Raw genomic sequence first — 13,841 nt, 5'->3', positions numbered from 1 at the left:
TTTGAAAATCACTATTCCGATAGCTATCGGGACACTAATGAACTACCTACTCACTCCGCAGATTTTTAACCGGGTTAACCCAGGCAGCTTTTATGGCTTGCCAGCTTACGGCTAAAAGGCACAAGGCTATGCTTGAAAAAAGCGTCGCCACAAAAACCCAAATATTAAAGCCTGTATGGTAGGTGTATGATTTAAGCCATTGATCTATATTATACCAGCTGATGACCGCACCTATTACGAAGGATATTAAAACCAGTTTGACAAACTCCTGCGATAGTTTTAACCAGAGCCCGGCAGTACTTGCACCTAATATTTTACGGATGCTGATCTCCTTGCCTCGGCGCTCGGCCGAGAACGAGGCCAAACCAAAAAGACCGAGGCATGATATGATGATAGCCAAGCAGGCAAACATTATCGCCATGGTGCCTAATTGTTGTTCGCTTTTGAATTTTTGGGCGAAGCTTTCGTCGGTAAATTTATAATCGAACGGGTAATAGGGATTGTATTTGTGGTAAATATCCTGTAGTAATCCGAGGTTTTTTAATACGGAATTTGCGGGGTTAAGCCTCAAACCTATATTACCTATCCAACCCTTTGTAAAGCCAATAATGGTAGGTTTTACAGCCTCGTAGGGCGAGCCCCAAACAAAGTTTTTAACCACACCTATAACGGTACGCTCGGCATTCATCCAAGTTAATTTTTGCCCAATCGGGTCTTTTAAGTGCATCAGCTTTACGGCAGCTTCGTTCAACACAACCGCGGTAGAGTCTGACGGGCGATCAATAGCAAAATCGCGGCCTTGTATTATCTTTATCTGGTAGGTATTTAGCATGTGGTAAGTAACCGCAATACAATCAATCGGGATTTTGTCTTCTCCAGGCAATTGGCCCGGCCATTTATTTTTCCATGTGGCGTTGGTTAAGGTTGTAATGGGTTCTGAGATACTGGCGGCATCTGTAATTGCTCCCACGCTGATGGCATTCTGCCTAAAGCTTTCAAACTTATCGTACATAGGACCGTCTATCGGTAATTCGATAAGGCCGCTGCGATTGTAGCCAATTGGCAAACCTTTAATGTAATTGATTTGCCTGTAAACAAAAATACTGGATACGACAAGGCATATGGCAAAAGTGAATTGTAAAACTACCAATACCTGGCGTGGCCTAATGGTAGTTTTAGTACTGGCAAACTGCCCCTTTAATACCTTTACGGGGTTAAACAACGATAAAAACAATGCCGGGTAGCTGCCTGCAAACAAACCGGTTACAACTGTTACGCCAAGTGCTGTTAACCAAGCCCATAAGTTGCTGTAAGGGATACTTAAGCTGATGCCAATAAGGTTCCTGAAAAAAGGCATCAACACAATTATCAACACCAGTGATGTAGCGAGCGCTATAAATGCCATTAATAACGACTCGCCCATAAATTGCGCTATAAGCGAGTTGCGGCGTGCTCCAATTGCCTTGAGGATCCCCACTTCCCTTGCCCGTCGTACTCAACCGATTATTGAAAGTTCTCCGGATCATTATCTACCTTATAATATTTTGCTTTATTTATTTTTATTACATCTACTCCTTTATCCTTGATACCTGTCTCTACACTCGCGTATTGCATTAGTGTTTTCAATAAAGGAACTCTTTTTATTTGTCCTCCCGTTATTGACCAAGAATCGCTTCCAGAAGAAATATCTCCGACTTTGAACACTCCTCCCACTTTTTCCATTGTATATTCAACCAAGAAAGTAACCTTGTCTTTCTGAACTTTATATTTACCCCCTATTGTTATAACCCTCTTTAAGGCATCATATTGACTGGAATTAAAGCGGAACGTCCCATTTGAAAAAAACTGATAGGTATCCAAATACCCTGAACTTACCTCAGGGGTATCTAATTGCCAAATACCCACTAAGCTTTGCGCGTTGATGAAACTGCATTTTATAATAATTAGAAGCAATAATGTCAATTTTTTCATTGTCCTGGTGTTGGTTTTATTGTTACTGTTTTTAATACATTGGGTTTGAATATAAGGTTTTTTTTTACTTTATCCTTTGAAAAAGACCCATTTAATGAAGTGAAACCAGAATATTTAGTTATACCGATATTGGCGATTTTTTTCTTTAGCCAAGTTCTCCCCAATACTATAAGTAGCGACATGCCCATGACCAGAAGGATTAGAATACGTAGCAAACGAACGACCTCTATTTTGATCATTAGCTGTTGCGCCCTTTAAATCAGTCTTTTGGTAATTGGTATTGTTTCCGCTGTTCAATTGTTTATCCATATTATTAGGATTGCCATTTACAACTATTGAGAAATTATTTACTAAAGAACCTGAACGCGATTTTAAAAATAGTTTTTGATTATTTACCGCAGATTTAATGATTAATATAATTTAACAGATTTTATTCTTCTTGATTCCTGACTTTTGACCTCTTGCTTCCCTTACTCGCTTTTCAAACTCCTCACCGGATTAACCGTTTTAAAATAGTTTTTAAACATGATTTAAAGTTCATAGACCATAGTTGATAGCCTATGCGACAAACCATTGCCGGATCTCTAATTAACTGATCTCTGATCACTATTCGCTCCGTAAGCTCTTCACCGGGTTGGCCAATGCCGCCCTAATAGTTTGGAAGCTAAGTGTAAACAAGGCTGCGGTTAACATGCCTGCCCCGCTCAGTGCGAAGATCCACCAACTGATGGTGGTACGGTCGGCAAAGTTTTCCATCCATTTATGCATGGCCCAGTAGGCTATCGGCGTTACCAGTACAAAGGCTAATACGATTAGCCAGATCAATTCTGACGATAGCAGCCTAACTATCTGCGCTACTGACGCCCCTAATACCTTGCGTACGCCAATTTCTTTGGTTCGCAGCGTTGTGGTGTATATAGCAAGGCCCAGTAAACCCAGGCAGCTAATAAAAATAGATAAGCCCGTGGCCCAGGTAAGCAGTTTGGAGGTGTTTTGCTCGGCAGTGTAAAATTTAGCGATGTTCTCATCATAAAAATCATACTCAAAGTCATCCTCGGGATAAACCTCTTTCCAGGCTTTGCCTACGCTGGCAATAGCTATTTTCCATTCGTTACCGCCCGCGGTTTCGGGTTTTAAAGCAAGGTGAAAGGTACGGTTCTTAAATCTATTGTGATTAGGGATCAACAGCGTAAGGGGTTTTATAGGCGAGCGTAACGACCGCTGGTAAAAGTCGGCAGTAACGCCTATTATTTCGGCTTTTTTATCGCCGTAATCTATTAGTTTACCAATGGCATCGCCTGGGTTACGGAAACCTAATACTTTTGCATAGGTATTATTGATCACAAAACCTCCTCCTCCGGTTGTGTCCGATGGTTTTAAGTTGCGGCCTGCCAATAGTTTTATTTGGTAAACTTTAAGGTAATTCTCATCTGCATACTTTAGCTGCAGATCTGTTTTGATCTCTTTTTTACCATCCTTATAAATTACTTCGGTAGAGTTTATATTGCCCGATGATGGCGGCGCACCACCTATGCTTATCATTTCTATCTGCGGTGTAGCGCTTATTTTATCCATAAATACCTGCTGCTTATCGGTGTCGATCTGCTTGTAAGGTGTCGACATGTTTACGATGGCATCCTTTTTAAAGCCAAGGTCCTTATGCAAAGCGTAATAGATCTGCTTGCTTACCAGAATAGTCGCCATGATAAAGAACTGCGCTATCACAAACTGGGTAACCGTTAACGATTTACGCAGCCAGGCCGTGCGTGATTTATTACTGCCGCCCAGTACCTGGTTCTTTAATACATCAACAGGTTTATAGCCCGATAACATCAATGCCGGATAAAAGCCCGATAATACGCTTACTAATACCACTAGTACCAATAGAAACATAAACAAATCCGGCTGATGCATGTAGTTTATGGTGACGCCCTTGGGTATAAAATCTACAAACAGCTTCAATATTACCGGTGCCAGGGCTATGGAGATAATAACCGCGAATAAGGTAATTAAGAAGGTTTCGCTTAAAAACTGCGCTATGAGCTGGCCGCGGGTACTGCCCATGGTTTTGCGGATGCCAATTTCTTTGGCGCGTTGCGATGCCTGCGCGGTGGTTAGGTTTATAAAATTGATACAGCCCAATATCAGCAGGAAAGCCGCAATAACTAACAGCCCGTACAGCGTTGTTTTGTTTGCGGTACGTTCGCCGTCGAGGCCGCCATACACCTGGTCGAAGTGAAGATCTTGAAGGGGCTGTAAATGAAATGCTTGGGTATTGCCTTTATTTTCGGGCTTCGGTGGGTTGTGCTTTTTAAGCATCACGTTCAATTGCTTTTCTACCTGTACGGCAGATGCCGTTGGCGATAACTTTATAAACAATTGCGATGACGAGCTGGTGCTGCTCCACTGTGTAACCTGGAAATAATCTTTTAAGAAATGGTTGGTGGTGCCGCTGATGTACGAGATAAAATCGTGGTAATTAAAATCAGTGTGCTCTTTTAAAGGCTCAACAATGCCGCTAACGGTGGTTTTGATGGAATCGTCATAAACCACCTCTTTGCCTATCATATCTCCATACTTCAGCTTAGGAAAATAGATCCTAGCCTGGTCGGTGGTTAGTACCACCTGGTTTGGGTTTTTAAGTGATGTTTTTGCCGAGCCGGTAACCCATTTGTAATTAATGATGTTAAAGTAATGCTCATCGGCGAAAATAACACCGCTTTGTTTTTTTATTTTGTTGCCTGCAACCGATCCGTTAGGGATCATTACCGTTGATTGGTCATAAATTAAAAATGGCGCAACCTGGTCTACGCCCGTTACCTCTGCTGTTACCACAGGCGACAGGGCCATGGTAACCCCGCTGTTATGGCCGGCTTCTCCGGAGAATGAAAAATCGGTAGTAACGCGGTAGATGCGGTCGGTATCCTTGTGGAACTTATCGAACGTAAAATCAAAATAGACAATGAGGTAAATAACCACCGCGGCGCTAATACCGATGGATAAGCCTACAATGTTGATCAGGGTAAACAGTTTATGTTTCCTGAACCCCCTGAACGCGATTTTAAAATAGTTTTTGATCATTTACCGCAGATTTAATGATTAATATAATTTAAAAGAATTTTTTTTGATTCCTAACTCTTGTCATTTTGCCTCACCTACTCGCTTTTCAAACTCCTCACCGGATTAACCGTTTAAAAATAGTTTTTAAACATGATTTAAAGTTCATAGACCATAGTTGATAGCCTATGCGACCAACCATTGCCTGATATCTAATTAACTGATCTCTGATCACTATTCGCTCCGTAAGCTCTTCACCGGGTTGGCCAATGCCGCCCTAACAGATTGAAAGCTTACGGTTATAAATGCTACCATTAAGGCAAGCGCGCCGGCCACAATAAACACCCACCAGTGAATCTCTACCCGGTATGCAAACTCCTGCAACCACTTGTGCATGGCATACCAGGTAATTGGTACTGCTATAATGATAGACAAGCTCACCAATTTTAAAAACTGCGCCGATAACATCCCCGTAATACTGCCTGATGATGCCCCAAGTACCTTGCGGATGCCAATTTCTTTAACCCTTTGGCGGATGCTGAATGCTGATAAGCCGAACAAACCTAAACTTGCTATCACAACCGCCAGTATAGCAAACGAAGTAAATATCTTACCGGTGCGTGCTTCGTTTACGTAAAGCTGTGCAAACTGGTCGTCAAGAAAGGTATAGCTAAAGGGGCTGTCGGCATGGAAATCTGTCCATTGTTGTTTAATGTCTGATAGTAAACCTGCAACATCAGCGGTTTTTACTTTTAACATGATAGTGCCATTGCTATGGCCATAAAGCATCATTAAAGGGGCAATTTTTTCTTTGGCTGATGAGTAATGAAAATCCTTTACTACACCCACTATTGTAAACTCGCGCTGGCCGGAGCGGACGATGGTTTTGCCAATTGGATCTGATGCGATGCCTAATTCTTTAATAGCGGTTTCGTTTACGATAACAGCTGCTGAATCACCGAGAGAAGCGGGAGAAAAGTTACGGCCAGCCGCCATTTTCATACCCATGGTTGGCAGGTAGCTTTCGTCAATATGATAGATAGCACTATGGATCTCGCTATGCGAAGCATCAGCAGTAGTAGATTTTAAGTAGATCTGGGTGCCATCACTTGTACGTATAGGCACATCGCTGGAGATGGTAGCATTTACCACCTGTTTGTTTTGTAACAACTGGTTCTTAAAGGGCTCCAGGTTATTTTTTAAGGTGTACGTATCGTTAATCACCAATATCTGTTCTTTATCGTAACCCAGCTTTTGGTTCTGCATATAGTGCAGTTGCTGGTAAACTATTATTGTACCAATGATAAACATAGTTGAGATAGCAAACTGGAAAACGATTAACCCACTGCGTAAAACGCTTTTGCTGTTTTGCGAATTGGTATTGCCCTTTAATACACTCAATATCTTAAACGACGAGATAAAGAATGCCGGGTAAATTCCTGCGGCTACACCTACTATCAAAGCAATAAACAATTCGATAATTAAAGCTTTGTAATTTAGGTAGAACTGGATGGTAGTGTTTTTACCTGCCACTTCGTTAAAGTATGGCAGTAACAGGTAAACCAATGCCAGGGCAAAAAACATAGCCAATGTGGTCAACATAATTGATTCGGCCAAAAATTGACCCACCAGGCTGCTTTTTAACGAACCCAATACCTTACGGATGCCTACTTCTTTAGAACGTTTGGCAGATGCCGCGGTAGAAAGGTTAGTAAAGTTAATACAAGCCAGTATTAGGATAAAAATGGCTAATACGCCAAATATATAAATGTAGTTGATATCGCCGTTTGCCTCGCGCTCGTATTTGGTGTGCGAGTGCAGGTGGATATCGGTTATTGGTTGTAAGCTAAACAGAAATGTATTTACCGATTTTTGCGCTTCTACAACGCTCACGCCCATATCACGCTGAATTTCGGGCACTACATATTTTGATACCAGTTGCGGAAATTGTGCTTCCAGCTTTTTTGGGTCGGCATTTTTATCGAGCATCAAATAGGTATAAAAACCAACGTTGCTCCAGGTTTGTTGCCTGTTTTTTGTATTCAGGCTAATAAAGGCATCCGCATGGAAATGGGAGTTATCGGGTACTTTATCGATAACTCCGGTAACCTTTACAGGCGCTTTAGCGATCAGTATGATCCTACCAAGTGCAGGATATTCGCCAAAGTATTTTTTGGCCATGTCTTTTGTTAACACAACACTGTTTGGCTCAATTAAAGCAGTTTTATTATCACCCTCTAAAAGCGGAATGGAAAAGATCTGCAAAAAGTTTGAATCTACGCCGGCTATCTGGTTTTCTTTAAACTGGCGGCTGCCATATTCTACAAATAAAGGCGGGTTGCTTGTTAGACGGGTTGATGCCAAAATTTCGGGATAGGCATTCTTCATGCCCTCGCCTACAGCAACATCAACTATTGGATAGGTATCTGTACCAACGGCGCCAACCGTGCCTAAGTTAACGCGGTAAAGCTGTTTGGCGTTTGAGGAATAAGTATCATAAGTAAGCTCCTGGTGCAGGTAGCCGGTAATTAACATACAGCAGGCAAGGCCAATAGCCAAACCAAACATATTAATAAAAGAGAACACTTTGTTTTTAGTAAGGCTCCTCCATGCAATTATTATATAATTCTTAATCATAATACAGTGATGTGTTTAAAAGGGATACCAAACTATTACATTACTGATAATCAATACTATAAGTATGCACGAAAGCTTTCGTGTGTTCGCTATCGTAACAGCTATTGTTCGGTTATGATACAGTAGCCCCTCCTATTCCTCCCCGGAATGGAGGACTTTAAGCCCCTCTCTACCGTAGAGGAGCTTGGGGTGAGGCTTACTCGCTTCTCAAACTCTTAACCGGGTTGGCAAGCGCGGCTTTTATGGCCTGGTAACTTACGGTTACAATGGCTATAAATACGGTTATTAAACCGGCAGCGGCCAGCATCCACCAGCTTAAAGTAATACGGTATTCAAACTTTTGCAGCCATTTGTTCATCCCCCAGACAGATAACGGGATAGCGATCACGATGGCTATGGCAACCAGCTTTAAAAAGTCTTTGGATAGCAGCGTTGCCAAATTTATAACCGTTGCACCAAGTACTTTGCGTACTCCTATTTCCTTCACCCGTTGCTCGGCGGCGTAAGCTGCCAAACCAAACAACCCAAGGCAGGAAATTACAATTGCCAAACCTCCAAAAAGGTTGGATAGCGTAGCCAGCAATTGCTCGTTTTTAAATTTCTTCTCAAAATCGCTATCCACAAATTTCACCGTTGGCGGGTATGCCGGGTTATAGGTTTTCAGGGCTTTGTTTATAGCTTGGATATTAGCGCTGATGCTTTTGTTTTGATTTAAGCGCAGTTCAATGATGTTGCCATTATTACCTATATACTGGCTTATCATTGGGCGGGTTTTTTCGTATGGGGATCCCCACACAAAATCTTTATAAACACCAACTACGGTAAGTTGGCTATCGCCCCATTTTATAAGGGAGCCCACAGGGTTTTTAAGATTCATCACCTTAGCTGCAGATTCATTTATCATTACCGTTTTGCCTGCAGTATCTGTTGGATAAGCGCCTGAAAATTCTCGCCCGTCAATTAGTTTAACACCTGCGGTTTTAATAAAATCGTTACCCGCCCTAAACACATCAAACAGGATGGTTTGGTCGTCGCGTTTGCCGGGCCAGCTTATACCCCACGTGTTATTACCACTATCTGTCATACTTTGCGAAAACACCGAACCGTTAGTTACAACACCATCAGTTTTTAACTGGTTAATTAATACTTCTACATTTTTGCCCAAATCGCCTTCGATAGGTATCTCTACCAGATTATTCTTATCAAATCCGGCCGATTTCTCCTGTACAAATTTAATCTGGCGGTAAATACAAATTGTAGCAGTTATGAGGAAAACCGCGAAGCCAAACTGTACCACAACCAACACTTTACGTAGCGGCAATGCCGAGCCTCCGCCCTTAAACATCCCTTTTAAAACCTTTATAGGCTCAAATGCCGATAGGTAAAAGGCAGGATAACTCCCTGCCAGTATACCGGTAAATAAACCGATGCATATGATAGCTACCCACGCAAGTACATTGCTGTATGGTAATATCAATTGGATGCCCAATAAAGTATTAAAATACGGCAATGATAATACCACGATCAACATTGCGACGATCGTGGAGAGTAGCGATAAAATAACCGACTCGGTAATAAACTGACTAACCAGCGATGACCTGCTTGAACCGATTGCCTTACGGATGCCCACCTCTTTGGCGCGTTCCTCAGACCGGGCGGTGCTCAGGTTCATAAAATTAACACAGGCCACCAGTAAAATACAAATAGCCAGGGTGATGAATAGTTTCATCTGATCTATCATCCCTCCCACGGTTTTGCCCTCAACAAATTCTGAGTATAAATGTAATTTGCTGAACGGGTAAAGAAATAATTGATTTTTATTACCATTATTATGCCGCTCCACCATGTTTTTCATAATCATATTGGCACGGGTTAATGCTGATGGATCTTTTAATTGGACAACCGTACGCGCGAAATTGCTGCCCCAATCTGAATTTTTTGCCCAAGAGTTAGTGTCTTCGAACATTATCCAAGGTAATACAAACTCAAACTGGAATGTAGCATTTGCAGGTACATCTTCAATTACACCGGTAACTGTTAAAGGCAACTGGTTGTTACGCTTTACAATCTTGTTTATCGGATCTTCGTCGCCAAAAAGGGTTTTAGCCAATTTTTGGGTGATGACAATTGAGTTTGGCAGTTTTAACGCATTGTTAGCCGTGCCTTTTATAAAATGGTACGAGAAGATGTTAAAGAAACCATCATCAGCAAACATGCCCGCTTTTTTAAAGCTGTTGTTTTTGTAGGTTAGCAAGCCTTCTGCGGTATAAGTAACAGTTCTTACCGTGCGCACGGCACCCGGCACTTCGGTTTTTATGGTTGCCGCAGCCAGGCTTGGTGTGGCAGCGAAGGTATATATCTTACCATCACCCGGCTGGTTATTCTCAACCAGGTATATGTTATCAATATTGTCAAACTGCTTATCATAGTTAAAATGATAGGCCACATACAAAAGCAACAGCAGGCAGCTTGCCATGCCTAATGCCAAACCGCCCGCGTTAATTAACGAAAAGCCTTTATGCTTGGCTATGTTGCGCCAAGCAATTTTTAAATAATTCTTAAACATATACCTTGTGATTTTTTGTGTTTATTATTTGCTCGAAACATTAACGGCACCATCGCCACGTACTTCAACTAATGAGCCACCGCCGTTTAGTTTGCCGTTTACGCGTTCTTTCATTTTGTTGCCTTCAAACTTACCGCTCATGCTAAAGATTACGTTGTTGCCACGCAGGTCTACATCTACACCCTGGCTTGCAGGTAACTGCAGGTCAACGTGGCCCGAGTTTGCATCGATCTTAACATACTTGCCTACACGCAGCATTTGCACGTGCATGCTACCCGCGCTTGTAGACGCATCAACACTTCCACTCATGGCTACCAGGTTTACACTGCCGCCGCTGGTACCTGTAATAATATCGCCATCTATATTGTTTCCACGTACGCTGCCGCCGCTTGTTTTGGCATCAATAGTTCCTTTAAGGTAGCTAAGGTTTAACGAGCCGCCGCTGGTCTCCAAACGGATCTTGCCACTGCAATCACTTGCAGTAACGCTGCCACCGCTTGTTTCAAGGTCGATATTAGGTTTACAGCCGGCTACATTGATACTGCCACCACTGGTTTCGCCTTTAACTATTCCGGTTAAGTCGGTAGCATTGATACTGCCGCCGCTGGTTTCAAAGTTTTGGTCGCCGATAAGGTTTTTCAGGTATAAACTACCACCGCTTGTGTTCAGGTTTGTAGTGGTTTTAGCATTCACATAAACTTTAAAGCCGATGCTTAAAGATCTTCTCCAACCCATGTTATTTCGGCGGCTTTTAGCTGTAGCATGCAGTTCGCCGCCGTGGATATCGATATCCAGGCTGTAATCTTCTTCTAAACGTTTTTTAATTTCTTCTTTGGTTAGCTGCTGGTTGTTATTGCCCACCACATACACATCCACGTGTGCCTGTTCGGTACCGCCAACTACAGAGATACTGCCGCCGCTGGTATTTACAAATATCGCTTTAATACCGTCGTTAGCTAACGAGCGGGTGTAATATGGCGTTTTGCTATCCTGTGCCGATGCAAAGTAAACGGGCGATGCCATGAGTAATAAAAGGAAATACTTTTTCATAATATGTTTTGAGTTTATAATAAGACCACTTTTTTGTTTAAAGGGTTGCGTTGGAATAAAAAAAGTCCGGCCCCACCTAATCCTCCCCGGCAGGGAGGACTTTAAAAAGCACTTCTCTAACGGATAGGGGGTTTGGGGTGAGGCTTACTCGCTCCGCAAACTCTTCACTGGGTTAGCCAGCGCGGCTTTTATAGCCTGGAAACTAATTGTTAAAAAAGCAATTAGCACGGCAATGATACCTGCCAGCAGGAATACCCACCATTGCATTTCTACACGATAAACAAAGTTTTGCAACCATATATTCATTAGCCACCATGCCAGGGGCGATGCCAATACAAGCGCCACAATTACCAGCACAATAAAATCTACCGAAATAAGCGATACAATGCCGGATACTGTTGCCCCCAATACTTTACGGATACCAATTTCCTTACCTCTTTGCTCAGCAGTAAACGCTGCCAATCCAAACAGGCCCAAACAAGATATAACAACGGCAACTAACGCAAACACCGACATTAGGCGGGATGATTTTGCATCATTACGATATATCTTATCAAACTCCTGATCAAGAAAGCTATAATTAAATGGTAGACCGGGGAAATTTTGCTTCCATATAGCCTCTACGGCTTTAATGGCCTCGGCTTGCTTGTTAGGTGCAACTTTTAAAAGGTAATTGGTGTTGTATTCAGTATTCTTGTTTTTAAACACTACCGGTCCAATTTTATCGTGCATGGTACGGTAATTAAAATCTTTTACCATACCTATTACCACGCCCGTATCGCCATCCGAAACAAAACGCTGCCCTATGTATGGTTTATGCAGATTAAGCTCTTTTGCAGCGGTTTCATTTAATATCGCGTTGTGAACATCGCTTTTACCATCCAAAAACCACCTGCCAACAATAAAGTTCAGCTTCACCAGCTTACTGTAGTCGCGATCTACACTAAAATAGGAAATTGCAGGGTCGAAACCTTTTGGGCGACCATCCCAATCAGCACTTCCTGAAGAATAATTGTCATTGTTTTGGATAGATCTCAGCCCTATCAGCGATACAGCCTGAATAGGCGCTTGCTGTAATAAGCTTTGTTTAATGGTTGATTTTACAGCTTTTCTTTTAGCATCATTTAACTGATGCATTGTTTTCCATGGCACACTAAACGACATGGTTTGCGCACGGTTATACCCCGGGTTTTGTGAGCGTATAAATGACAGCTGTCGGTAAATGGTTATCACACCCACTATTAGAAATATGGAGAATGTAAATTGCAGTACAACCAACCCCTTGCGCAGCATACTGTCATTCATTTTAAGCACACTTGTACCCCTAAAGGTGTTTAGCGGTTTAAAGGATGATAAAAGCAAAGCGGGGTATATACTATTTAAAATAACGGTAACCAGCAACGTGCCTATCATAATGAGCCATAGGTTGCTGGAGTTTGCAGACAATGAAAAATTTCGTTCGGTAAAACTGTTAAATACCGGCAGAAAGATGCTGATAATGAAGATGGTTAACACCAGTGCAAGTATGCTTATTAAAGCAGATTCGGCTATAAACTGCGCGAAAAGTTGCCTACGGCCAGCCCCGACTATTTTTTTAATACTTACTTCCTTGGCTCGTAAACTTGCCCTTGCGGTAGTAAGGTTTACATAATTTATACAAGCTATAACCAGCAGCAATACGCCCAGTATCACAAAAATCAAAACAACTTTTTTATCGCCATGAATGATGCCGGAATCCTGCAGATCATTCTCAAAGTGCATATCAGTTAGCTTTATTAGACCAATCTTTAGGTTCTTTTGATCGCGATGCTTATCAAGGATATTCTGCAGCTTTACCGAGGTTTTTTTAATGTCAGTACCCGGCTTAAGCTTTAAAAAAGTGAGGTAGTTAAAGTTACCCCATTGCAATTCATTCTCTTTTTGTTTTACATCGGCATGCCTGGCAGCTACCGGTATAAACACACCAAATTTAAAGCTGGAGTTGGCAGGCGCGTCTTTTACAACGGCCTGTACCTGATAGTCAACACTATCAATGCGTATTATTTTACCAATGGCATCCTGGTTGGCAAAATATTTTTTTGCCTTACTTTCCGACAGAATTATACTGAAGGGGTTTTGCTTAAACGCGATGGCATTACCACTTAAAAAATCATTTTTAAATACATCAAACCATGCATTATCAACATACGCAGCCGTAGTTTCGGGGAAAAATTCACCATTTATATTAAAGTAAAGCGGTTGGTAGGTTACTACCTGCACACGGGTAAGTGCCTCAACTTCGGGTATTTGCCTTTTTGCTTCTTCGCCAAGGCTGTACGGTGAACTTTCCCAAACCCAGGTTGTACTTTTATCTATCGACAAATAATCTTTAATGCGATAGATCTGCTGCGAATCGAGCTGGCTTTTATCAAAGCCATACTCATTTTGTACCCATATAAAAATGAATACAGCGGAGGCCATACCAACAGATAAGCCGGCAATATTGATAAAGCCGGTTGCCCTGTGTTTCCAAAAACTTCTCCAGGCGGTTTTAAAGTAATTTTTCAACATGTTTTTTAAT

At 42.0% G+C, this 13,841-nt stretch carries 8 protein-coding genes and 1 pseudogene; all 9 read right to left on the bottom strand.

Annotated elements, in window-relative coordinates:
- Positions 1 to 46 precede the first annotated feature (46 nt).
- Positions 47 to 1,066, bottom strand: a complete 1,020-nt coding sequence (locus NAF17_RS04930; RefSeq protein ID WP_370340878.1) for an ABC transporter permease — start codon at positions 1,064 to 1,066, stop codon at positions 47 to 49.
- A 168-nt stretch (positions 1,067 to 1,234) separates the two neighbouring features.
- Positions 1,235 to 1,480 (bottom strand): annotated as a pseudogene (locus NAF17_RS18270) (ABC transporter permease); the annotation flags it as partial.
- A gap of 23 nt (positions 1,481 to 1,503) precedes the next feature.
- The gene (locus tag NAF17_RS04925) at positions 1,504 to 1,971 is read right to left on the bottom strand and encodes a hypothetical protein (protein ID WP_252756866.1); all 468 of its coding nucleotides are present in this window, start codon (positions 1,969 to 1,971) and stop codon (positions 1,504 to 1,506) included.
- Between the two features lie 114 nt (positions 1,972 to 2,085).
- Positions 2,086 to 2,280 carry a hypothetical protein gene (locus tag NAF17_RS04920; protein WP_252756865.1) on the bottom strand — a complete coding sequence of 65 codons (195 nt, stop codon included), beginning with the start codon at positions 2,278 to 2,280 and terminating at the stop codon, positions 2,086 to 2,088.
- Positions 2,281 to 2,577: 297 nt separating this feature from the next.
- Positions 2,578 to 5,052 carry an ABC transporter permease gene (locus tag NAF17_RS04915; RefSeq protein WP_252756864.1) on the bottom strand — a complete coding sequence of 825 codons (2,475 nt, stop codon included), beginning with the start codon at positions 5,050 to 5,052 and terminating at the stop codon, positions 2,578 to 2,580.
- Between the two features lie 210 nt (positions 5,053 to 5,262).
- Positions 5,263 to 7,665, bottom strand: a complete 2,403-nt coding sequence (locus tag NAF17_RS04910; RefSeq protein ID WP_252756863.1) for an ABC transporter permease — start codon at positions 7,663 to 7,665, stop codon at positions 5,263 to 5,265.
- 196 nt (positions 7,666 to 7,861) lie between these two features.
- Positions 7,862 to 10,231: an ABC transporter permease gene (locus NAF17_RS04905; RefSeq protein ID WP_252756862.1), complete on the bottom strand. Its 2,370-nt coding sequence runs from the start codon at positions 10,229 to 10,231 to the stop codon at positions 7,862 to 7,864.
- Positions 10,232 to 10,255: 24 nt separating this feature from the next.
- Positions 10,256 to 11,281: a DUF4097 family beta strand repeat-containing protein gene (locus NAF17_RS04900; protein ID WP_252756861.1), complete on the bottom strand. Its 1,026-nt coding sequence runs from the start codon at positions 11,279 to 11,281 to the stop codon at positions 10,256 to 10,258.
- A gap of 144 nt (positions 11,282 to 11,425) precedes the next feature.
- Positions 11,426 to 13,831 carry an ABC transporter permease gene (locus NAF17_RS04895; protein WP_252756860.1) on the bottom strand — a complete coding sequence of 802 codons (2,406 nt, stop codon included), beginning with the start codon at positions 13,829 to 13,831 and terminating at the stop codon, positions 11,426 to 11,428.
- Between the last annotated feature and the right edge of the window lie 10 nt (positions 13,832 to 13,841).

Origin of the sequence: Mucilaginibacter aurantiaciroseus (genome assembly GCF_024055595.1) — a bacterium.
GTDB classification, from domain to species: domain Bacteria; phylum Bacteroidota; class Bacteroidia; order Sphingobacteriales; family Sphingobacteriaceae; genus Mucilaginibacter; species Mucilaginibacter aurantiaciroseus.
Note: the sequence above shows the minus strand (reverse complement) of the source record. Positions and strands in the feature narration are given on the sequence as shown.